This window comes from Thermostichus sp. MS-CIW-36, assembly GCF_054059035.1.
In genome coordinates, this window is the sequence record NZ_JBSSBR010000003.1 from 31237 (window position 1) to 51665 (window position 20429).

Here is a 20429-nt window from a genome sequence, read left to right on the forward strand (position 1 = left end):
TGACCCGGTGCATTATTGCTCCGCAACGTTATTGCTCCGCAACGCTGACGCGAAGACGAGACCCATGTTTCAGGTGTGAGCGCAGTGCCTTAGTTTGAATCCAGATGACCGTAATTCTCCTCTGCCCACTCGGCGGTGCGGTTGTTGAGCAGGGCAAGGCCGGCAAAATCGTGATCGTCGGGGCGCACCGTCAGGATCATCAGGTTGTAGAAGGCCCAGACCAAGCCAAACAGCAGCTCAGGCCAAGAGGGATCCCAACTGCCGGCAGAACGCAGGGATCCCACCCCCATAGCCAGAAAAGTCAGCACAATAGCCAGAGCCTGAGGCCCCAAGGAGAGCTGGGAAGGCTGCTCGGGATAGGGGGGCACTCCCTGCAGACTTTGCACCAGCGCCTGGATGGACTGAAAAAACTGGCTGCCCGTCTGCCGTTCCGACTGCCAAGCTGCCCCCCACAAATGCGGGGGAAAGGCCAAGAGCCAACTGATGCGCCCTAGGAGAGCATAAGGCAAAAACCACGCGAAGAAGACCCGGTCAAAGGCCGGCACCGGCATCCACCCCGTGCAGAGAAAGACCATCGGCACCGCCAAGTAGACCAGCTCCGCCATCCCACCGGCAGCCCAGAGGGCCAGCCACAGGTATTGAAAGCGCTGCTGCTGCGTGGTCGGCTTGCCCCAGAAGGGATTTTCCCTCAAGGCCGAAAACAAAGCCAGCAAAGCAACGCGGCGGTTGCGCAAGGGCAACAAAACACCCGTAACCTGGGTTTGGCGAACCAATTGAGATTGCCAGCCACGGCAGTGCATCTGACACCCCAACTGCACAGGGCGACGAATGTCGATCCGCGGGATCCCTTCCAAAGCCTTGCGCCGGATGAGACAGCCAGAACCCAACAGGGGTGCCGCCTGGTAGCCCTGGGATCCCACCGCCAAGAGCTGCTGCAGGGGGTGAACGGCTCTGGGCTGGCCTAGGGTGCGCAGCATTGCCTGCACAAAGCCAGTTCGGTTGACAATTGGAGCCCGCTCCGGCGAGTCGTAAAAGCGGGGCAAGGTCTGCCACAGGAAGTCCCGCTCGAGAAAATGGCCCGGCTGTACTAGGAGGAGATACTCCCCTTGGATATGAGGGGATCCCATCGCGTAAGCCAGGGGGTCGGCTGTGGGGCTAGGGCAGGCCCAGTATTCGCAGGGAATGGCCCGGGCCGCCTTGGCCATCTCCTCATCCTCTACCCGATCCACAATGTGGACAAACAACCGCTCCCAAGGGTAGTCGAGGTGCAGAGCCGAGAGCACCGTCTGCCGGGTTGCCTCTACGGAATCCCACTGGCGCATCACCAGCACATCCACTCGCGGTAACTGGAAAAACGACCGCCGCAGAACCTCCGGGGATGGGATCGTCTCTCTCGGCACCTGGGGATAGCGGCTGAGGGTAAAGCCCACCGCCGCCAGCCAAACATACAGCTCTGCCCCCCAAAACAAAAGGGATCCCAAATCCATCAACCCGGCTGTCAGTCGCCAGTAGAGGTACATCACCCCGGCAATGAGGTGAAGCAACCCTGCCCAGCGAAACAGATACACCCGCATCAGCTTTCTGCCTTCCACGCTTTTGCCATTTTCGCCCCTAAGTGGTCAGGGATCCCTAGCTCCTCTTCTCTTCCGGCTGGCCCCAATCCTCAAGAACGAAAAAAGTTCAGGAATCAGCAACAGCAAAACCCTGCCTGCTCTGGAGCAGACAGTTTTCAGCCCGGCAAGCAGCTTGGTCGACAGAAGCGAGAATCTTCTCTTGCGGAAGAAACTCTCCCAGGCAGTTTCAAAGCTGGGCCTTTCCCTACTGGGCAGCCACCTCAGCTGGGTAGACACTCACCTTTTGCCGCCACTTGCCATAGCGCTCAAAAGTCACAATGCCGGTGACCACAGAATACAAGGTGTCGTCGCCGCCGATGCGCACGTTCACCCCTGGGTGAAACTTGGTGCCCCGCTGCCTGACCAGAATGTGGCCGGGATGCACCAGCTCGCCCCCATAGCGCTTCACCCCCAGCCGCTTGGCATTGGAATCTCGACCGTTGCGAGTGCTGCCCGTTCCCTTCTTATGAGCCATAACGCCTCCTATGCAACTGCGTGATCAACAGAAACGAGATAAAAAAATCGGGATTCAGGACACGTAAACTACCCGACCCTGACTGCTTCGCAGTACAGGGCGGGCTTTCGGTAGCCCTGCAGTTGGCAAGCCAACCACGAACCTCTAGGCTGGTTTACAGCAGCCCCCAAAAGCGCAATCACATTCGCACCATTCAAATCCGCATCCCCTTCCCATCCACAGTGTCCACACTTAAACTTCTTTCCACTGCGGTAGGATTGCGCAGGGTCGGGATGGATGTGCAAACACCGGTGGCAGGTCTGCGACGTGTAGGCAGGCGGCACAAGAATCAGAGAAACCCCTGCAGCCCTCGCCTTGTATTCCAGAAACTGACGTAGTTGGTAGAACGCCCAACTGTTGGCCCTGCGCCGCTCGGCTTTGCTGCGTGGCTGTTGATTGACCCTTTCCCGAATCCCTGTCAAGTCTTCCAGAGCAATAGCGCTGTTTGTGGTCTTTGCCCTAGAGACAATAGCTTTGGAGATGCGATGATTGACCCACGTTTTTGCTACGCAACGCTGACGCGACTGAAAGCGTCTCTCCTTGCCAGACAGCCGTTGCAACAGTTCTCTGCATCTGCGCCGCGAACTGCGGGTGCCCTTACTGGCTTTGCGTTGAAGTACCGCCCTCAACCGCGAGTGATGGTCTCGGACTTTGTTCAACTGCTGTCCATTCCAGTTATCTCCTTCCGATGTATGAGCAATATCCGTCCTTCCCAAATCCACCCCCAGCACTCTATCCGTGCGTTGCGGTGGGCACGGTTCCGTTTCCACACAGATCTGAATAGAGTAGGAACCGTCTTTGCGCTTGACCAGAGTGGCAGATTTGGGATTGGAGCCTGCCAACTGTTCTCTCTGGTAACGGCCAATCGCCAGCTCAAAGCGCTCTCGACCCCCAACCGTGGTCAGCGACACCGTCCAGTCTTTCTCGCGAAACGAAAAGATACGGGCATCGTAGGTCGCAAAGCCTCTCTTGAACGCTTTGACCGGACGGTTTTTCTGTCGGGCAACTTTACGGGCACCGGCCAGCCGTCTGCAGACCTGCTGAGCCAAGTTACTGGACAAGCCAAACCGAGCGCGAATCTGGTAATAGCAAAGGGACTGGAGTTTGACTGCGTTGACTACTTTTTCTGGTGTGTTTTGGTTGACCCAGTTCAACGCCTGCACAAAGGCATCCATTGTCGCATCCAACTTTGCGGCTTGCGACTGGGACACCTTGAGCTTGCAGGGGACAGTCAGGACTTGGGTCATGGTTCTATCATAACTTCCGCATTCCTCCCGACACTGACCCTACGGGTACAGTGCGGGGCTCCTGCGATTTCTAGCTGAGTTCAGAGTTTATTCCTCATCCGCAGGGATCCCTGTCGCCGCTGCCGAAGGGGCTGCCTCTGGGTTAGACTCTGGAGCCGCTTCCGTACGGGATGGTGCCGTGGCTAGGGGCACCCCATTGAGTTCAATAGACTCGATCAGCAGACGGGTCAGCGGTTGCCGATGGCCCCTCTTTTTGCGGGTCTTTTTCTTTGGCCTCATCTTGTAGACGATGATTTTATCGCCGCGCCGATGCTGTAAAACCCGTGCCCTGACGACCGCCTCCGAAACGTAGGGATGCCCCAACGTGATTTGTCCCTCGTGGTTGATCAATAGCACACGAGACAAATCGAAGGGGCTGTTCTCCTCCACTTCCGCCAGGCGATCGACCTCGTAAAAACGCCCCGGCTCCACCCAAAGCTGCTTACCGCCGGTTTCCACAATTGCGTAAGTCATCTTTCTCCCTGCCGTACAGGTGCCCTGCGGGGGTCTTGAAACCTGATCCGAGCATTGACAGCGCTCCCAAATCCTAGCGGAAAAGGCCGCCATCTGTCAGCTAGAGTTGGGCGAGGGTGGCCATTTCCAACGGGTTTGCAACAGTTCCGACGGCGCAGTGGGACGGAATCCCCCTGCTGCTGACCCTCACCCCCAGCCCCCTTAGAGGGAGAGGGGAGTTAAGAATCAACTTCGCAGCATCTGTAGCGACCGTAGGCTAGAGGTTGAAAAATTATTCGGTCAGCTTCTCCCAAGCAGCCTGAAGGGCAGCCTGCATGCGCTGAGCGGCGCGGCTGAGGCGGTGTTGCCAGGTTTCCCACTTGTGTTGCAGAAACTCTGCCGCCTCGTCCAGTAGGGAGAGATCGAACTTGCCCCCTTTGGCCAGCTCGTCCCGCACCTGCTTCACCTTAACGCGCACCACCTCCGGCGGATCCTGGGGGCCAACCAACGCCTTGAGGCGATCCCCCATGCGCTGGATAAGCTGTTTCACCTGCCGAGATTTTTCGCTCCAAAAGTTCTTTAAGCCTTCCGCTTCCGATTTCAGCCGTTGCGGAGCATCCTCCTTAACCACCACCGCGTCCACATCAATGGCTTCCACGTCCTCAGGCAGGAGAACGGCGCGCCCCCCCCAAGGCTCGGCAATGCTGCCACCCAGAATATAAGCGGCAATCGCTCCAGTCTCCCAGTCAAAGAGAAAATCCTCAATCCAGCCGACCTCTCGATTCCCAATGCGCACTGTGCGACGGTAAAGAGAGCTGATGGGGGTTAGGGGGGTAGCAAAAACGGTAGAGTAGGTCAGCAGCGCGTCTGGCCCGATGAGAGAAATCTGCTCCAGGGGGGTGTATCCCTGCTGGCTGGTGAAGTAGCATACCCGCCCTGTTGGGTCAACCCAGACTTCTTCTACAGTGCCCAAGGCGGTAGCAGTGCTGCCATCGAGGGCCAGCAGGCCCACCACTTGGCTACGTCGGATGATCTGTTCCATAGGGTTCATCGAAGTTTATCTCCTTGATGGGTTAGCTGGGCAGCCTCAAAATCCGCGGTAATGGCGCAGTTGCCCCCTGAGCCGGGCAATTTCCTGAGCCATGTCCAAGACCATCGCTGCCCCCGTCCAGTTAAGCCCCAAGTCTCGGTGTAGGCGGCTCATTTGCAACAACCGCCTGAGCTGTTGGGGGGTCAGGTAGCTGCTCTCGGCCTCCACTAAGCCTTGGGCCAGCAGCCATTCCAGCAGGTGGGGAGGGATCCCCAGCAGTTCCGTGGCCTGCTCGAAGGTATAGAGCCGTTCTTCTACCCGCACAATGGCCAAACTCATAGACTCACCTCCTGCAAGTGGGCGCGGGGATCCCAGCTACGGCTTTGGCGCAGCTTTTCGTAGAGATCCCGCTCGGTCTGGGAAAGGGATTTGGGTGCCACCACCTTCAGCCGCACCAGCAGGTCGCTCCGCTGGCCTTGGGGATCCCGCCAGCCTTGGCCCCGCAGCCGCAGGGTTTGGCCGCTGTCTACCCCGGCAGGGATCCTCAGTTGCACGCGACCCGTGGGGGTGGGAACTTCCGCCGTCCCTCCCAAAGCCGCCTCGTCAGGAGTAATGGGCAGCTCGCAGAGCAGGTTGTCTCCGTCAAAGCGGAAGAAGGGATGGGGGGGCAGCTCCAGAGTGAGGTAGAGATCCCCTCTTGGCCCGCCAAAGGGGCTGACCTGGCCTTTGCCCTTGACGCGGATGCGACTGCCCGGCTTGGCACCGGGGGGAATGCGGATGGTTAGCGTTTCTCCATCTAGGTTCAGCCGTTTCTGGGTGCCGTGGAAAGCTTCTGCCCAGCTGAGACCCAGAGTGCCCTCCACATCCTGCCCCGGCAAATCCACCGAAACAAACGGCCCAAAGCCGCCGGCGAAGCCCTGGAACCCGCTGCGGCGGGAGCCCATACGGCCCAGCAGCTCGTTGATAAACTCCTCGAAGCTGGCGTATTGGGCGAAGCCCTCCATGCCCGGCATTCCAGCAGCAGAACCAGTACCCACCCGCTGCCAGTACTGCCCAAACTGGTCGTAGCGCCGCCGCTTCTCTGGATCAGAGAGCACCTCGTAGGCTTCGTTGATCTCCTTGAAGCGCTCCTCTGCCGCCTTATTCCCAGGGTTGACATCGGGGTGATACTGGCGGGCCAACTTGCGATAGACGCGCTTGATTTCCTCGGCAGAGGCATCTCTGCTGACGCCCAGGATCTTGTAGTAATCCTTGAAGTCACTCGCAGCCATAGGCTCACCCCTGCAAGGTTAGGTTAGAGTTTTTCGGGCTATTCTCAGGATATAAGGTTGCAGCTAAAAAATTGGAGCAGACCCAGAACACGTACAGGCAGAGCGGCGAGATGGCGCTTTACTGTGCTCTCGCTACTTCGGAAACTTTTTGGGCTAGGGCTTGCGTTTGGAGAAGATCCCTTTCTCATCTCGTGTGAAAATTTGCTTGACCTTTTCCCAAGCTTTGAGGAGTGCATGAGTGGAGTTATTGCTCTCTTGTTTGGCTTGGTTGTAGGCTTCCACAAAGGTTTGCTGCGCTTCTTCCGAGAGGTCAGCGCGGATTTCCGGCGAGATGCTCTCTGGGGTTAAGTCTCCCTCTGGCTCACCGGGCAAGTTCAAGTCGGCAATGGAAACTTCCTCTCCGCCAGCACTCTGCAGCAGCCAGTAAATTTCGCCCGACTTCTCTTCCGGTACTTGCACCACCAACAAGAACTCGCCCGCCTGTACCCGGGTTTGGTAGATGGCGGCTTTCTCCTGCGGCATACCCAAGGCAATCAGGGCGGATCCCAGGCCCGCTCCCAGTGCTCCGTACAAAGCGCCGCCCGTTGCCCCCAACAAAGCGGCTCCCAGAGGCCCAGCGGCCACCACTGCCCCCAAAAAGGGAATGAACAGCACCCCCACGCCAGTGAGCAGCCCCAGCAGGGATCCGAACAGGGATCCATAGATGGCCCCATTGGTCAGACCGTCCAGAACCACCTCTTTGCGGGTGATAAACCCGGTAATTTTGGCTTCGGTTTGAAAGTTGCGGCCAATAATGGAGATGCGATCGTTGGGAATGCCACGGTTCAAAAGCCGCTGGATACACTCTTGCAGCTTGCCCTCTTCTTTGAAGGCGGCGGAAACACACTTTTTGGGAGCTTGGGCAAAAGCGCTCATACGCAATCTCCTGCTGAGTTTTACAGTGCCAAGGCAGGTTTTTTAACCTTTTCCCTGCTACTACTCTCGTCTTACTACTCTCGTCTATTGTCTCCCCTCTTCAGCAAAGGACTCGGTCGCAGAATCGCGAACCCCCTGGAGAAATCTCCGTACTGAGGATGCCAATTCCATCCTTACCCCCAGCCTCCTTCCAGGAGAGGGGAGTTGGGATTCAACGCATGCTACTTGCTGCCGGAATGACTGGGGGGTTTGGAGGAGCTACAGCAAGCGGATCCCGGCCATCAAGCCCTGGCAGACCCCCGTCAGGAAATCTGGATCTAGGGTTTCCAAGGTATCGCTCAGCTTGTGGTAGTGAGGGTTGCGCAAGAAAGCGGTGTCGGTAACCATAACGGCGGCGTAGCCCGCATCCCAAAAGGGGGAGTGGTCGCTCAGGCGAGTGGCAGGCAGGATTAGGCCCCGCTGCCCGGCCAGCAGCCAGCAACAAGGGATCCCCGCTTTTTGAAAATCACGCTGCAGCTTGAGCAGATCCCCCCAGGTGGGCCAGTTGCCAATAAGGCCAATGTAATCTCCCCGGTTGGGGTAAAGCTTCTCAAGGCCAGCGGGATAGTCCTGGGATCCGGGGGTGGGATCCCGGTAGCCCAGCATTTCCAAAGACAGCATCAGCCGTAGGGATTGCCTCTGACGTTGAAGAAACTGGGCGTAAGCCCCACTGCCCACCATCCCCCGCTCCTCCAGGTCAAAAGCCACCAGCCACAGGGGGGAAGGGGCAGGGTTGGCGGCAAAATGGCGGGCCAATTCCAGCAACACCGCTATGCCGCTGGCGTTGTCGTCTGCTCCAGGGGTTGCCGGGGCAGCGTCAAAGTGGGCTCCGATGAGGATGGGTTGGCGGCCAGAACGGGATCCCGGCAATTTCAAGATCCAGTTGCGGTGCAGGCGGCCACCGGCCTCAAAGGGGAAGGACTCCAGGGATCCCCACTTAGAAAGCTGCTCTTGGATGTAGCGCTCCACTTGGCTATGGCCCAGGGGCGACCAGTCGGGATCCCGCGGCTGGGCCACTTGCTGCAGATGAGCCTCTAGGCGCTGCCGCAGGTCTTGGAGATCTGACGCCATCATGAGCTTCCCACTCCAGACCGGGCAACTTGAGCATGGATCTGTCGGGCCAACTCCAGGGTGAAGTAGCGGTGGGATCCCACCGTTCCCGCCAACACCCGAAACGGATCCTCAGGCTCCCCCAGGTGATCCAACACCAGAGCCGCCCCGGAAAAATCCTGATCCCGGGTATAGTCGTTTACCGTCACCACAGTGGGGACCCCCGCTTGTTGGGCAGAGCGCAGCCCATTCTCCGAGTCTTCAAAGGCCAGGCAGGCCTGGGGGGGCAGCCCCATCTGTTCCAGGGTGTAGAAGTAGATGTCGGGGGCGGGCTTTTTGGCGGGGACAATATCGCCGGCAGCGATCACTTCAAACCAGCTTAGGCTCTCCGGCAGTGTGTGCTCCAAAAGGGCTGTTACATTTTCCGGCGTGGTGGTGGTGGCAATGGCCAAGCGGATCCCAGCAGCTTGGGCCTCCTGCAGTAGCCGCTTGACACCGGGGCGCAAAGGGATCCCGCCTTTGGCCAACAGAGCCGTGTAGTGGCGGGTTTTGGCCTGGTGCAACCGGGCAATCAGAGCCACCAGATCTTCCCCAGGGAGCAGCGGCGGCTGAATGGTGTCGATAAAGTGGCGAATGCGCTCTTTACCTCCCGTAATGGCCAAGAGCTGGCCGTACAGCTCCACCGACCAGTGCCAGTCCAGCCCTGCCTCGGCAAAGGCAGCGTTAAAGGCCACGCGATGACCATCCCGCTCCGTGTCCGCCAGCGTGCCGTCCACATCGAAAATCAAAGCTTGCAGTTCCATGCGTACCCCCGCTCCCCCCCAGCTACAAGCGACCCTATGCTACCCCATGGTTTGGGTGCTCTCAGCCTGGTTTCTGGGAAGGCCGACAAGATGAGAGAATGAAGCACCGGTTATCCAATCTCGCCATGAGCTTCGATTTTGACTTGATCATCATCGGTGCCGGCGTCGGCGGTCACGGCGCTGCTTTGCATGCTGTCGAATCCGGCCTGAAAACCGCCATCGTCGAAGGTGCAGAAATGGGCGGCACCTGCATCAACCGCGGCTGCATCCCCTCCAAGGCTCTGCTGGCCGCCTCAGGACGCCTGCGGGAACTGCAACACAGCTCTGAGCTGGGCATCCAAGTGGGATCCCTTCAGGTGAACCGAGAGGCTATTGCCAATCATGCTGCCCAAGTGGTGGAGAAGATCCGCGCCGACATGACTCGCTCGCTGGAGAAGCTGGGGGTAACAATCCTGAGAGGGCGAGGCAAGTTGGTGGCACCCCAGCAGGTGGAAGTCCAGGAAGAGAAGGGATCCCACACCTACACGGCGCAGGATGTTATTCTTGCTACGGGCTCCCGCCCCTTTGTGCCCCCTGGCATCGAGGTGGATGGCCGGACGGTGTTCACCAGCGACGAGGCGGTGCGGCTGGAGTGGATCCCGGAGCGCCTAGCGATTATCGGCAGTGGCTACATTGGCCAGGAGTTTGCCGACATCTACACTGCCTTGGGATCCCAGGTCATCCTCATCGAAGCCCTAGAGACCCTGATGCCGGCTTTCGACCCAGACATTGCCCGCCTGGCCCAGCGAGTGCTGATCAAGCCCCGCTCCATTCAAACCTTTGTGGGCGTGCTGGCTCGGCAGGTGATCCCCGGCCAGCCGGTGACCATTCACCTCTCCAACGGCGAGACGCTGCAGGTGGATGGCTGCTTGGTGGCTGCCGGTCGGATCCCGGTCTCAGAGGGGCTGGGCTTGGCCGAGCTGGGCATCGACACCGGCAAACGGGGGTTCATCCCCGTCGATAGCCGCATGGCCACCGATTTGCCTCACCTCTGGGCCATTGGGGATGTGACCGGCAAAATGATGTTGGCTCACGCGGCGGCAGCTCAGGGGAGAGTGGCCGTGGAAAACATCTGTGGCCGTACTGCCTACATGGACTACCTCAGCATCCCGGCCGCGGTGTTCACCCACCCGGAAATGGGTTTTGTGGGGCTGACCGAACCTCAGGCCAAGGAGGAAGGCTACAGCGTGGGCACGGTGCGCACCTACTTTGGCGGCAACTCCAAGGCCATTGCTTCGGGAGAGACAGAGGGCATGGTCAAGCTGGTCTTTGACAAGAGCACCGGCCTACTGCTGGGATCCCACATCTTGGGGGCACATGCAGCGGATTTGATCCACGAGGCGGCTCAGGCCATTGCTCGCCGGGCCACGGTGCGAGAACTGGCCGGCTTGGTGCACGTTCACCCCACCTTGGCAGAGACGCTGGAGGAAGCCTACAAGCGGGCAACTCACGCTCTGGCAGGGCCTTAGCCAACGGCTCGGCAGAGGGTCGCCTGCCTCACTCGGTTTTGTGAGGACTCCGTCCCGCCCGCTCTGCCTCCGGCGGGGTTTACAACCAGGCTGTGAAGGGCCAGGTTCTCAGACGGGCAACCCAGCAAGATCTCCCGGCTCAAAGCGTCAAGAAGACCTTAGGATGGGGGGGAACGCGTGGGAGGAAGTGCTTTTGGTGAGCGAAGCCGAGATTACCCGGGCGGTGCAGGCCCAGTACGAGACTTTCCCCTATCCTCCTATTCCTTACGACCGGCCCTTTGAGGGCTTCTCCAGTCTGGGCAGCTATACCTTGGCGCAGTACGCCCGCACCCGCACCTTGCAAGAGCCCACAGGATCCAGGTTTTTGGTGGCCGGGTGTGGCACCGGCTGGGAAGTGCATGGCATTGCCGCCAGCAACCCCGGCTATGGGTCGGTGGTCGGGATCGACATCAGCCGCCCGGCCCTGGAGATGGCCCAGAAGCGAATTAAGCACCACGGCCTGCGCAACTGTTCGGTGCAGTACGGGGATCTGATGGATCCCTCTACTTGGCCCGAAGGCAGCTTCGACATGATCAGCTCCTACGGCGTGATTCACCACACTGCAGATCCGGTGAAGGCTTTGAGCAATCTGGCATCGCGGTTGGCTCCCGATGGGGTGATGGCGCTGATGCTCTACAACCGTTCAGGCCGTTGGCATCTGTACCGCATTCGGCGAGCCTTGGAGTTGTTGGGCATCACCCCACCTGCAACCCCAGAAAAGATCGAATTTGTGCGGCAACTGCTGAAGGGAGCCAGCCCCAATTCCCTTTTGGCCAAGCACGCCAAGGCTCACCAAGAATACTATGGACAAGATGAAAACATTGTCGATAATTTCTTCCATGCCAATGATATTCCTTTCGACATCGGCGAGATTCCCGACTTGCTTGCCCAAGCCGGGCTGGAGTTTATCGATGTAGCCCCCTACTTGGACTATTGGAATGCCAGGCCGTTGATTGCCGCCACCCACCCGGAGTTCCATCGCCGCTACGAGGCCCTTGCTCGCATCGACCAACTGCGGGTCATGGAGTATCTGGAGCCTCTGTATCACACGCAAAATCTCTTCTGGTGTTGCCATCAAGGGAAAAAGGTGGACCACTGGGATCCCTTTACAGTCGAATTTTTTAAGAGCTCCCGCTGGCAACTCAACCCCTTGTTCGTCCGCTATGGCAGCGTGCGCTACTGGGATCAAAAAATCCCCTTTTCAGATCTGTTGGGCAAGCTGGATCCGGCCCAGATCCTGACCCAGAAGATGGATATTTTCTGGCCCGTCGCCCGCATCCCGGGCAAGATGATGGCCTCTACCCGCTACCAAGTGGTGGAGCTGCTGCTGCCCTTGGCCAATCAAGCCCGTTCTGGCGCTGAGATCCTGGCTGCCCATGAAGAGAGAGCCGACCACCTTCTCAACCTATTTCGACAGTGGGAAGCAGACCGGTTAGTCCTGCGGGTTGCCTAGCTTCTGGTTATTCCAAACAGTCCAAATCACCAGGGTCAAAGTCTGTTCCATGCTAAGGTTGTATCATGCATGACCGAGGACGGTGCTTCTCCCCAGGCATGTTTGCGCCGGCGGTGCGGAGCACCTCTACTGGGACATCTTCGCCACAGCTTTCCCTGTGAATAGAGCTGGCAGATCTGGATCCCGATCAACATCCCTGACAACCCCAACGCCAGAGCATGCCTCTAACCCCCAAAACCCTGAACTTTGCTGAATTTACTGAGCTTTAGGCGGTTTGGCAAAAGTCATTGAGAGGGATATAGTAGACCAAGTTTCCCCCTGATCCTTGAGTCCACCGCAACGGTTGCCGGGAAGTGAAGGGGGAAAGCGCTCGGGGGGTATTCCTCAGGGCTTTGCGGGATACCGCCTTCCTGCTCAGAGATAGGCAGGATGCGATCGCTTCTTTCCTGAACCATGTTCAGGAGAGTTCAGCGTGAATGTATCAGCTGGTAGGAGGCAAGGATGGCTGACTACAATCGCGGCATTATGAAGTTCAAGGGGGCAGATAGCCCAATTGTCGTTTTGATCTCGGCAGGAATTGTGGCCGGTGTGGTTTCGGCCCTGATCTGGTGGGCTTTGCACTTTGCTTACGCGGCTTGAGTCTCAGCCCATATCAGAAGCCGAGGTCAGTTTTTCCTACATTGCCAGCCTTCCGAGCAAAGGAGGGGAGTGGGACGAGGCTTCTTTGCAACGCTTGCGGCAGTCTCTTCAGCGTTGGTACCGTGAACACGGGCGGGATCTGCCCTGGCGCCGCACCCGGGATCCTTACGCCATTTGGGTTTCGGAAGTGATGTTACAGCAAACCCAGGTGGCAACAGTTATCCCCTACTTTCAGCGCTGGATGCAAACCCTGCCCGGGATCCCAGCATTGGCGGCAGCCCCCCAGCAGCAGGTGCTGAAACTGTGGGAGGGCCTAGGCTACTACCGGCGGGCCCTGAACTTGCACAAAGCCGCCCAAATCCTGGTGCGGGAACGGAACGGCGAGTTCCCCAGGGATTTGGAGCAGGTGCTGGCTCTGCCGGGGATCGGGCGCACCACAGCCGGCGGCATTCTCAGCGCTGCCTTCGATCAGCCTTTGCCCATTTTGGATGGCAACGTCAAGCGGGTGCTGGCTCGCTTGGTGGCTTTGCAGCAGCCTCCGTCCCAGTGTCTGTCCCTGCTGTGGCAGCTTTCCCAGCAATTGTTGGATCCCGTGCAGCCACGGGCTTTTAACCAAGCCCTGATGGATTTGGGAGCTACCGTCTGTCGTCCCAAAAAGCCTCACTGTGGCCGGTGCCCTTGGCAAGCGGATTGCAGCGCCTACAATCGAGGTCAACACCAACAATTGCCTATGTCTGCACCCCGTGCCTCTCGTCCTCACAAGCAAATCGCGGTTGCCATTGTTCTGCGGGGAAAAGAAATCCTTATCGATCGACGACTGGAAAGCTCGATGCTCAGTGGGCTGTGGGAGTTTCCCGGAGGCAAAATCGAGCCGGGAGAAACGGCTGCCGAGTGTGTAGTACGGGAGGTAAAAGAAGAAATCGGCATCGACATCGAGGTGGTCGCACCGCTGGCCACCATCGAACATGCCTATACCCATTTCACCGTTACTCTTATTGCTTTTATCTGCCGCTACCTGGGCGGAGAAGCCCAAGCCCTGCAATGTAGTGAGGTGCGCTGGGTCAGCCCGGCGGAGCTGTCGGAATTTCCCTTCCCGGGAGCCAATCAAAAGTTGTTTCCCCACTTGCATGCTTGGCTGGCAGAGCATGGCAACCCATGATGAACCCACCCAATCCGCCAAATGGCTTAGACCCTTCTGGAACGTTTGCCCCAAGACATTCGATAGGATAGTAGATGTCCTGCTGCCGTGAGCTACGGATATGCTTGTCACTCTGGAAAAAGCGGGGGAGATTCTGGCTAAGGGATCCCATACAGCCATCACAACCACAGATGGCAAGATCGCGCTGGTGCCCAAAGGAAAAGAAACCCTCAAACTGACGGCCAACGAAGCCATTAACCTAATGTTTTATGTCGTCCGCTCCGCTGAACCGGCAGAGACGGTGATGGCCCAACTGGAGGAGGCAGTTGCCAAAGCTCAAGCCCCCGATCCAGCTGAGGAACGGGCCAGAAAATATCGAGAACTTCGTGGCGTCTAAAGGGGTGGCATTCGTGCCGGGTGGAGCCTTTCGCCAACTGGAGAGCATGCCTCTAACCCCCAAAACCCTGAACTTTGCTGAATTTACTGAGCTTTAGGCGGTTTGGCAAAAGTCATTGAGAGGGATATAGTAGACCAAGTTTCCCCCTGATCCTTGAGTCCACCGCAACGGTTGCCGGGAAGTGAAGGGGGAAAGCGCTCGGGGGGTATTCCTCAGGGCTTTGCGGGATACCGCCTTCCTGCTCAGAGATAGGCAGGATGCGATCGCTTCTTTCCTGAACCATGTTCAGGAGAGTTCAGCGTGAATGTATCAGAGACTCCAAAACTTAAAAGCAGGAGGAGCTGAGGGCGACAAACTTCCCATCGGTGGTCCACCCCAGCAACATTGGCTCCTGCGGTTGAATGGCCCGTCCGGTGAGAGCGCAGCATTGGGCTTGGTGGGCCGTGGCCGGGAAGCTGGCCCGAATATCCTCAGGACTGAGGGCAGCAGCCCCTTGGGAGTGGCGTAGGACATAGCTCCAAAGAATTTCCCGTATGAGGGCCTGGTAACCCTGATTTCCGGCCAACGCCTTCAGTCGCTGCTTCAGCTCACGTTCCAGCCGAATGCTGGTCACTTCCATCTGGGTCGTGGGAATGGGGGAATGGGCGCGAACGGGCATGCAGGGATCCTCCCTCGAAAAGCCTATACTACTCCTGTAGCATAGCTGGCTTACCGCCTGAGCGGGGATCCTGGCCTGGGTGAGATGGCCCAGGTCAAAATGGGCCTAAGCTGTGCAGCTCTAACCGCTGAGGCAACGTCAGTATCCTGATGGTATGGTTGAGTTGATCCCGTCCCGCCGTCGTGCCTTGGAGCATTTGCTGGCTCGTCTTGGATTCAGGGATCCGGCTTTGCTGGAGCAGCTGCGTTGGGATCTGCTGGATCAGGCTCTGATTCACCCTTCTCTGGATGGCCGACGGAACAACGATCGGCTGGAGTTGTTGGGGGATTCTGTCCTGCGGATTTTGGTTACGGAATTCTTGTTTCAGTCCTATCCCCATCTGTCGGTGGGAGAGCTGACCGCGATTCGCTCCGACCTGACCAGCGATGCTTACCTGGCAGAACTGGCGGATCTGCACGGCTTGGATCGCTACCTCGAGGTGGGATCCAGCTCGCAAAACGACTTGGCCGGACGGGGTCGGCGGCTGGCGGATGCTTTCGAGGCTCTGCTTGGGGCTTTTTATCTCAGTTGGGGTATTTACACGCTGCCCAGGCTGCATCCCTGGCTGGATCCCTACTTACACCGACGAGTGGAGCAGTGGTTTCAAGACCCCACTCGGCGCAACCCCAAAGCAGCCCTGCAAGAACTGACCCAACGCCTTTGGGGCAGCCTGCCGGAATACCGCCTGGTGGCCGCCCAGGAACATCCCCCCCATTTCACCATGGAAGTTTGGGGGCAAGGGCGGTGCTGGGGCCGCGGTGAAGGTCGCTCGAAAAAGGCTGCGGAAATGGCCGCCGCTGCCCAAGCCTACAAACACTTGCAGTCGGAGCAGACATGAGAGGCAGCCACCGCTACGAGTTGGCCAGTTGGTTGTTTTTGCTGGGGAGCAGCCTGTTTGCGGCGAGCGAGGTGATGACCTTGGGTAGCGACCCCCCTCCGTGGGATCCAGCAGCTCCAGCCTTTCTCAATCTCAAGGTTGTCCAAACCCTGCTGGGGATAGGAGCCAGCCTCCTGTTCGTCGTAGGTAGTGCTCTGTTCATCCTCGATGCCCGTCACCGCTGAGATGTGCACCCTACCCAAAACCACAGCAGCCCTTCTCCGAGAGCAACAGAGGCGAATAGATGAGAAGCTTGCTAATAGGGACTTCTTCCGGCTACGGGATCCGCAGGCGAGAGACTTTCTTCCTGTGGCAACCCTTCCGGCTCATTTGAAGAGCCATTCGGACGAGAGGAAAAAGATGGCTCTGGGCTGCTCGCGTCGGCAGAATCCATCCCCGGCAAAGCCAAAGAACCGGCAGCTTCGGTAGCCCGAGCGCGTAGTCTAGCTCGAACCTCTGCCTCCTGCTTGGGCTTCAGATAGAGGTTCTCCAGCAGCACCGCCATACCCGCCACCCACGGGGGGGCGATCACCGCCCCAACAATACCCAACAACTGGGTGCCCCCCAGCACCGCCAGCAACTGATACAAGGGCTTCACCCGCACCGAGGATCCCACCAACAGAGGATCCAACACATAGGTTTCCAGGTTTTGAACGGCAACATATAGGATCAGCACCCACAAAAAAGTCCAGCCCCCCTGAACGATTGCCACCACCAAGGCGGGCAGGGATCCCAGTACTGGCCCGATAAAGGGAATCAAGTTGGTAAACCCGGCGATCACCCCCAGCGCCAGAGCGAACTCCGACAGGCCCAGAAAGCGAAGCGAGACGGTGATCATCACACCCAAAATGGCAGAGACCAGCACCCGCCCCTGAATGTAGCCCCCCATGCGCTGGGCCATCGGGTGTACCTGCTGAGCCAGCCGGTCATTCCAGGGATAGGGAAACAACTCCACCAAGCCCCGCACCAAGTCAGAGCCGCTCACCAGCATGTAGCCGGAAATGAAGAGGGTCAGCACCATGGTCAGCAGACCGCCCAGCAAACCACGGGTGAAGTCGAAAGACTGCACCAGCACCCGTTGTCCCGAGCGAACCGCCCAGCTCATCAACGACTGAGGGTCGAGCAACTGGTTTAAGTAGTCCAGCGCCGCCGGATCCACCCCCGCCAGATCAGCAATCCAGGTATCCACCAACAGTTGCAACTGCTCCAGATAGAAAGGCAGCCTCGTCAGCAACCGCTGGGTCTGAGTCGCCACCGTCGGGCCAATAAGCAGAGCCAAGCCGGCAATCCCGGCAATTAAGCTCAAATACACCAGCACAACCCCCAGCCAGCGGGGGATGCGTAGTCGCTCGGCCAGATCCACCAAGGGAGCCAGCGCTGCCGCCACCACCACCGCGATCATCACCGTCAGCACCAAGCTGCGCAGTTGCCACAGCAGCAACAACAGCATCCCTGTGGCCACCACCAGGGCTACGGAGGATACGGAGATGGTCAATTGTCTTCGGCTCATCATCTGGCTGGGTTCTCTTCAGGGGGCTAGGTAACAGACGGCTCTACCATCCTGGCTTGCCCTAGCTGGACTTGCCAAACGCTCTTGGGCAAAGACCCTAGACCCAGAACTTCCCTGCCCAGTCGGCCAGACCAAAGATCCGCAGCAAAAACCCAGCCAGAATTGCAGCTACCGTAGCAGTTCCATCCGTACCGCTTCTGCATATTCCAGCAGCTCCGGGGATCCCGTGCCGGAAGCCCGCCACAACATCAAAGCGCTACCCAAATCGGAAGCGGCACCAGCCCTATCCTCTCCCTGGTAAGCGCGCGCCATACCCCGGTAGTAGTACACATCACCTTGGTAAGGCTGCAACTCAAGAGCTCGGCTGAAATCTTGAACGGCCAAATTGAAGTCGCAGATGCTGGCCCACATCAGGCCGCGATGGACATAGGCCTCGAAAAGATCGGCAGCACTTTGATTTTGCTTGGCCAGCTCAATCGCCAGATGCGACACATCAAACGCCGATTCCAGATGGCCTTGTTCGGCCCAGATGCGAGAGCGGATCAAGTGCAGTTGCGGGTTGTGATAGGCAATCCGATCCAGAGGAGACAAGGTTGCCAGAGCCTGCTCAGGTTCTTGCAAACGCTCGTGTTGGATTTTGGCCTTGAGCAAATAAGCTTCAGCCAGATAGGGATCCAAAGCAATGGCAATATCCAGATCCCGCAGAGCAGAGCGCATCAAGCGAGCAATGGCAGAAGCATGCTCAGGCTGCGGTAAAGCAGCAGGATCTTCTTGAGACTGACGCCAGAAGTATTGCGCCCGTTGCAGATAAAGCTGCGCATTTCCCGGCTCCTGTTGGATGGACTGGGTTAGCCGCGCCAGCTCATTGGGAAGATCCGCCGGAGCAGAGGATTGAGAGAGAGTGGGATCCTGACGCCGAGGCCGTGCCGGCACGGCAAGGCTTGGGTTGGAACGGCCAACAACCCCGGCGGGCTGGGGAGCTGCCTGCTGTACCAGCAACTGATGAGCCTGCTGCTGGTGAGCGAGAGAGCGCTGCTCAAGCTGTTGTACCCGTTCTTGCAGTTGGGCTTGCCGCCTGAGCCAAGATCCAGAACCTGGTTCATCTTCAAACAAGGTCTGGGATGACGGCAGAGAGTGCTCCCAAGCTTGCAGAGAAACCTCAGTGGCCGCACTCCGCCCTTTCCGAGACGAGGTCAACCAGCCACATTCGCCAATCAAAAACGGCAAAGACAGCAAACCCAACAGCGCCGAGCCGGAGAACAAAAGACTGGGCCTAAGCATGGATCCCACCCCTTGAAATAGCTTAGAAGTAAAGAGTTGCCTCTAAACTAGTTCGCCGCAGCCGCAGTGTCCAGAGTTTCGGCGATACCCGTCCTGCCCCAAGACCTGGAAACTCCCCTCTAGGGGATTTTGCCACCCGCCAGATCCACCAACTCCACGCGGCGATTCTTCGCCCGGCCTTCCTCAGTGGTGTTGCTGGCCACAGGAGCAGAGAACCCCACACCAACCGGATAGAGTCGACGTTGCTCGATACCCAGCTGAACCAACCGGTTGACAACCGCCTCGGCCCGGCGCCGCGAGAGACCTAGGTTGTAGTCGAAGCTACCGGTTGCATCAGTATGACCGACCACGAGGATGCTGAGGTCGGTGCGCTCGCGCATCAGCTTGGCGATCTCGGCAAGGGTGGGCTCGGCAGCCGCTTCAATCTGATCCGAGTCATAGGCAAAGAGAATGCCGTAGAGGGCGATCCGGCCATCGCGGCTGATGGCTTGATTGATCTCGCCGCTTGTGATGCTTTCAACCAGCTCCAGGCGTTGCTGGCGGGGCTTGACATCGACGACATCCACTCGCCCCAGAGTAATCCCGGTCGGGATCGGTCCACTGCCGCGGGTGATCTCCCAGTCATCGGTATTGACCACAAAGTAGGCGCTCACGAATCGCTCATCGCCTTCGGGGGACTTGCCACGTGCGGCTAAATAGGCAGCAGTGTTTTCTCTGGCGTTTTGAAACGGCCACTGGGCCCGTTCTTCCGGCGTGCTGTAGGTGCCCTTCATATCCAGGATCTCGTCAGCAATCTGGTTGTTGTAGCCGAGGGTCTCAATCTCCTCCCCCAACCCGGAGAAGAGGATCTCAAAGCCAGACTCTTTCAGTTCGGTTTCGTAGTTGAGCAGCGCCTCAAGAGGGGCAACCCGCTCCGGCAGTCGGTAATAGGTCGTGATGCGACGCCCTTCGACAGTTTGAGACCGGTACGGCTGCACAGCTCCCATCGCGCCACTGAAGACGATTTTTTCAAGGGCCAACTTAAAGCGGTCGTAATCGGCCCGCGATTGAAACACAATGCTGGATCCTGCGAAGCGCTTAAGCCCTGGGGGATCCGCTGTCCCTGGCAGATCGGCCCGAGCTGGCCCCGCCTGGACAAGCAGCGCTGTTAGCACAGCGAAGGCAAAACGCTGTAAATCTGCGCGAAAAGACATAGCCACTCCCTAGTTTTTCCAAAATCTTTACGGGGCCAATGCCTAGAAGCTTAGCTCAGAAATGCAAAGGGATTAAGGGCAAACCTTTCTTTTAGTGTGTTAGTTTACGAACCATTGTTAGTACTTAGGATATGAAGCACTTAAAAATTAAGAGAAAATGCTAACCCGTAGTCGAGCTGAATATTCGAGACAATGCTCTGGCGCTCCCAGCTACCAAGGCGAACTCAAAAAGCGTTCATAAGCATTCATACCCTTTGTAACAGATTGCAAGCAAACCTTCACAAACAGATCACTGCACCTGAGCCAGAGTTAGATTTTCTACAGGAGGCGAGTGACTATGAGACAAGACTACACCCACATTGCCGTCATCCTCGACCGCACCGGCTCGATGGCAGTCATCCGAGACGACACCATTGGCGGATTCAATACCTTTCTGCAGCAGCAAAAAGCAGAACCGGGAAGTGCCACCCTTACCTTGGTTCAGTTCGACTCCCAGGATCCCTATGAAGTCATTCACCGCTTCAAGCCAATTGCCGAGGTCCCTGAGCTGACCCGCGAGACCTACGTGCCGCGAGCTTCTACTCCCTTGCTGGATGCCATGGGGCGCGGCATCATCGACCTAGAAAAGAGCCTCAGCGAACTCAGCGAGGCAGATCGCCCGGCCAAGGTTGTGATGGTTGTGGTAACCGATGGGTAAGAGAATGCCAGTCGCGAGTTCCGCAA

At 58.2% G+C, this 20429-nt stretch carries 22 protein-coding genes; 8 read left to right on the top strand and 14 right to left on the bottom strand.

What is annotated here, in order from left to right:
- Positions 1 to 89: 89 nt before the first annotated feature.
- The 10 genes from ACVWVQ_RS02460 to ACVWVQ_RS02505 all read right to left on the bottom strand — a co-directional run bounded on the left by ACVWVQ_RS02460 (position 90) and on the right by ACVWVQ_RS02505 (position 8974).
- The gene (locus ACVWVQ_RS02460; RefSeq protein ID WP_457506707.1) at positions 90 to 1592 is read right to left on the bottom strand and encodes a cellulose synthase; all 1503 of its coding nucleotides are present in this window, start codon (positions 1590 to 1592) and stop codon (positions 90 to 92) included.
- Positions 1593 to 1818: 226 nt separating this feature from the next.
- Positions 1819 to 2088: a 50S ribosomal protein L27 gene (gene rpmA / locus ACVWVQ_RS02465; RefSeq protein WP_011432382.1), complete on the bottom strand. Its 270-nt coding sequence runs from the start codon at positions 2086 to 2088 to the stop codon at positions 1819 to 1821.
- Between the two features lie 68 nt (positions 2089 to 2156).
- Positions 2157 to 3374 (bottom strand): RNA-guided endonuclease InsQ/TnpB family protein, encoded by a 1218-nt coding sequence (locus tag ACVWVQ_RS02470; RefSeq protein WP_457506709.1) that lies wholly within the window; start codon positions 3372 to 3374, stop codon positions 2157 to 2159.
- Positions 3375 to 3461: 87 nt separating this feature from the next.
- Positions 3462 to 3887, bottom strand: coding sequence for a 50S ribosomal protein L21 (gene rplU, locus ACVWVQ_RS02475; RefSeq protein ID WP_011432383.1), 426 nt, complete (start codon positions 3885 to 3887; stop codon positions 3462 to 3464).
- Positions 3888 to 4158: 271 nt separating this feature from the next.
- Positions 4159 to 4908 (bottom strand): PRC-barrel domain-containing protein, encoded by a 750-nt coding sequence (locus ACVWVQ_RS02480; protein ID WP_457402464.1) that lies wholly within the window; start codon positions 4906 to 4908, stop codon positions 4159 to 4161.
- Between the two features lie 45 nt (positions 4909 to 4953).
- Positions 4954 to 5235: a chaperone modulator CbpM gene (locus ACVWVQ_RS02485; RefSeq protein WP_011432385.1), complete on the bottom strand. Its 282-nt coding sequence runs from the start codon at positions 5233 to 5235 to the stop codon at positions 4954 to 4956.
- The gene (locus tag ACVWVQ_RS02490; protein WP_011432386.1) at positions 5232 to 6167 is read right to left on the bottom strand and encodes a DnaJ C-terminal domain-containing protein; all 936 of its coding nucleotides are present in this window, start codon (positions 6165 to 6167) and stop codon (positions 5232 to 5234) included. Before ACVWVQ_RS02490 ends, ACVWVQ_RS02485 begins: the two co-directional genes overlap by 4 nt.
- 153 nt (positions 6168 to 6320) lie before the next feature.
- On the bottom strand, positions 6321 to 7082 hold the full coding sequence (locus ACVWVQ_RS02495; protein WP_414355624.1) for a ChaB family protein: 762 nt from the start codon (positions 7080 to 7082) through the stop codon (positions 6321 to 6323).
- Positions 7083 to 7340: 258 nt separating this feature from the next.
- Entirely contained in the window at positions 7341 to 8195 is an 855-nt protein-coding gene (locus ACVWVQ_RS02500) for a M28 family peptidase (RefSeq protein WP_457506711.1), read from the bottom strand.
- Positions 8192 to 8974, bottom strand: coding sequence for an HAD family hydrolase (locus ACVWVQ_RS02505; protein ID WP_457506713.1), 783 nt, complete (start codon positions 8972 to 8974; stop codon positions 8192 to 8194). The genes ACVWVQ_RS02500 and ACVWVQ_RS02505 overlap by 4 nt, the downstream gene beginning before the upstream one ends.
- Before the next feature lie 125 nt (positions 8975 to 9099).
- Here ACVWVQ_RS02505 and lpdA point away from each other — a divergent pair, with 125 nt between their 5' ends.
- From lpdA to ACVWVQ_RS02530, 5 genes are all read left to right on the top strand, one after another.
- Positions 9100 to 10482, top strand: a complete 1383-nt coding sequence (lpdA, locus tag ACVWVQ_RS02510) for a dihydrolipoyl dehydrogenase (RefSeq protein ID WP_457506812.1) — start codon at positions 9100 to 9102, stop codon at positions 10480 to 10482.
- 163 nt (positions 10483 to 10645) lie between these two features.
- A complete protein-coding gene (locus ACVWVQ_RS02515; protein ID WP_457506715.1) occupies positions 10646 to 11974 on the top strand; it encodes a class I SAM-dependent methyltransferase in 1329 nt (442 codons plus the stop codon).
- A gap of 501 nt (positions 11975 to 12475) precedes the next feature.
- Complete coding sequence (locus tag ACVWVQ_RS02520; protein ID WP_011432392.1) at positions 12476 to 12613, top strand: hypothetical protein; 138 nt, start codon at positions 12476 to 12478, stop codon at positions 12611 to 12613.
- Positions 12614 to 12707: 94 nt separating this feature from the next.
- Positions 12708 to 13772 (top strand): A/G-specific adenine glycosylase, encoded by a 1065-nt coding sequence (mutY, locus tag ACVWVQ_RS02525; RefSeq protein ID WP_457506717.1) that lies wholly within the window; start codon positions 12708 to 12710, stop codon positions 13770 to 13772.
- 100 nt (positions 13773 to 13872) lie between these two features.
- Complete coding sequence (locus ACVWVQ_RS02530; protein WP_099812344.1) at positions 13873 to 14148, top strand: hypothetical protein; 276 nt, start codon at positions 13873 to 13875, stop codon at positions 14146 to 14148.
- Positions 14149 to 14473: 325 nt separating this feature from the next.
- Here ACVWVQ_RS02530 and ACVWVQ_RS02535 read toward each other — a convergent pair whose 3' ends face one another.
- Entirely contained in the window at positions 14474 to 14806 is a 333-nt protein-coding gene (locus tag ACVWVQ_RS02535) for a hypothetical protein (protein ID WP_457473331.1), read from the bottom strand.
- Between the two features lie 154 nt (positions 14807 to 14960).
- Here ACVWVQ_RS02535 and rnc point away from each other — a divergent pair, with 154 nt between their 5' ends.
- Positions 14961 to 15683 (top strand): ribonuclease III, encoded by a 723-nt coding sequence (gene rnc, locus ACVWVQ_RS02540; protein WP_457473330.1) that lies wholly within the window; start codon positions 14961 to 14963, stop codon positions 15681 to 15683.
- Complete coding sequence (locus tag ACVWVQ_RS02545) at positions 15680 to 15907, top strand: hypothetical protein (RefSeq protein WP_457394684.1); 228 nt, start codon at positions 15680 to 15682, stop codon at positions 15905 to 15907. The genes rnc and ACVWVQ_RS02545 overlap by 4 nt, the downstream gene beginning before the upstream one ends.
- A 71-nt stretch (positions 15908 to 15978) precedes the next feature.
- On the opposite strand, the gene ACVWVQ_RS02550 is transcribed toward ACVWVQ_RS02545, so the two are convergent.
- From ACVWVQ_RS02550 to ACVWVQ_RS02560, 3 genes are all read right to left on the bottom strand, one after another.
- Positions 15979 to 17232 (bottom strand): AI-2E family transporter, encoded by a 1254-nt coding sequence (locus ACVWVQ_RS02550; RefSeq protein WP_457506814.1) that lies wholly within the window; start codon positions 17230 to 17232, stop codon positions 15979 to 15981.
- 168 nt (positions 17233 to 17400) lie between these two features.
- A complete protein-coding gene (locus ACVWVQ_RS02555) occupies positions 17401 to 18513 on the bottom strand; it encodes a hypothetical protein (protein WP_457506719.1) in 1113 nt (370 codons plus the stop codon).
- 119 nt (positions 18514 to 18632) lie between these two features.
- Positions 18633 to 19706 (bottom strand): OmpA family protein, encoded by a 1074-nt coding sequence (locus ACVWVQ_RS02560; protein WP_457490592.1) that lies wholly within the window; start codon positions 19704 to 19706, stop codon positions 18633 to 18635.
- A 337-nt stretch (positions 19707 to 20043) separates the two neighbouring features.
- On the opposite strand from ACVWVQ_RS02560, the gene ACVWVQ_RS02565 reads away from it, so the two are divergent.
- Positions 20044 to 20403 carry a hypothetical protein gene (locus tag ACVWVQ_RS02565; RefSeq protein WP_457506721.1) on the top strand — a complete coding sequence of 120 codons (360 nt, stop codon included), beginning with the start codon at positions 20044 to 20046 and terminating at the stop codon, positions 20401 to 20403.
- Positions 20404 to 20429 lie beyond the last annotated feature (26 nt).

What these genes read in the sequence shown, in the direction of transcription:
- rpmA (WP_011432382.1), bottom strand. Translation starts at nt 2,088, where the DNA reads ATGGCTCATAAGAAGGGAACGGGCAGCACTCGCAACGGTCGAGATTCC.
- ACVWVQ_RS02470 (WP_457506709.1), bottom strand. Translation starts at nt 3,374, where the DNA reads ATGACCCAAGTCCTGACTGTCCCCTGCAAGCTCAAGGTGTCCCAGTCG.
- rplU (WP_011432383.1), bottom strand. Translation starts at nt 3,887, where the DNA reads ATGACTTACGCAATTGTGGAAACCGGCGGTAAGCAGCTTTGGGTGGAG.
- ACVWVQ_RS02480 (WP_457402464.1), bottom strand. Translation starts at nt 4,908, where the DNA reads ATGGAACAGATCATCCGACGTAGCCAAGTGGTGGGCCTGCTGGCCCTC.
- ACVWVQ_RS02485 (WP_011432385.1), bottom strand. Translation starts at nt 5,235, where the DNA reads ATGAGTTTGGCCATTGTGCGGGTAGAAGAACGGCTCTATACCTTCGAG.
- ACVWVQ_RS02490 (WP_011432386.1), bottom strand. Translation starts at nt 6,167, where the DNA reads ATGGCTGCGAGTGACTTCAAGGATTACTACAAGATCCTGGGCGTCAGC.
- ACVWVQ_RS02495 (WP_414355624.1), bottom strand. Translation starts at nt 7,082, where the DNA reads ATGAGCGCTTTTGCCCAAGCTCCCAAAAAGTGTGTTTCCGCCGCCTTC.
- ACVWVQ_RS02500 (WP_457506711.1), bottom strand. Translation starts at nt 8,195, where the DNA reads ATGATGGCGTCAGATCTCCAAGACCTGCGGCAGCGCCTAGAGGCTCAT.
- ACVWVQ_RS02505 (WP_457506713.1), bottom strand. Translation starts at nt 8,974, where the DNA reads ATGGAACTGCAAGCTTTGATTTTCGATGTGGACGGCACGCTGGCGGAC.
- lpdA (WP_457506812.1), top strand. Translation starts at nt 9,100, where the DNA reads ATGAGCTTCGATTTTGACTTGATCATCATCGGTGCCGGCGTCGGCGGT.
- ACVWVQ_RS02515 (WP_457506715.1), top strand. Translation starts at nt 10,646, where the DNA reads ATGGGGGGGAACGCGTGGGAGGAAGTGCTTTTGGTGAGCGAAGCCGAG.
- ACVWVQ_RS02520 (WP_011432392.1), top strand. Translation starts at nt 12,476, where the DNA reads ATGGCTGACTACAATCGCGGCATTATGAAGTTCAAGGGGGCAGATAGC.
- ACVWVQ_RS02530 (WP_099812344.1), top strand. Translation starts at nt 13,873, where the DNA reads ATGCTTGTCACTCTGGAAAAAGCGGGGGAGATTCTGGCTAAGGGATCC.
- ACVWVQ_RS02535 (WP_457473331.1), bottom strand. Translation starts at nt 14,806, where the DNA reads ATGCCCGTTCGCGCCCATTCCCCCATTCCCACGACCCAGATGGAAGTG.
- rnc (WP_457473330.1), top strand. Translation starts at nt 14,961, where the DNA reads ATGGTTGAGTTGATCCCGTCCCGCCGTCGTGCCTTGGAGCATTTGCTG.
- ACVWVQ_RS02545 (WP_457394684.1), top strand. Translation starts at nt 15,680, where the DNA reads ATGAGAGGCAGCCACCGCTACGAGTTGGCCAGTTGGTTGTTTTTGCTG.
- ACVWVQ_RS02550 (WP_457506814.1), bottom strand. Translation starts at nt 17,232, where the DNA reads ATGAGCCGAAGACAATTGACCATCTCCGTATCCTCCGTAGCCCTGGTG.
- ACVWVQ_RS02555 (WP_457506719.1), bottom strand. Translation starts at nt 18,513, where the DNA reads ATGCTTAGGCCCAGTCTTTTGTTCTCCGGCTCGGCGCTGTTGGGTTTG.
- ACVWVQ_RS02560 (WP_457490592.1), bottom strand. Translation starts at nt 19,706, where the DNA reads ATGTCTTTTCGCGCAGATTTACAGCGTTTTGCCTTCGCTGTGCTAACA.
- ACVWVQ_RS02565 (WP_457506721.1), top strand. Translation starts at nt 20,044, where the DNA reads ATGAGACAAGACTACACCCACATTGCCGTCATCCTCGACCGCACCGGC.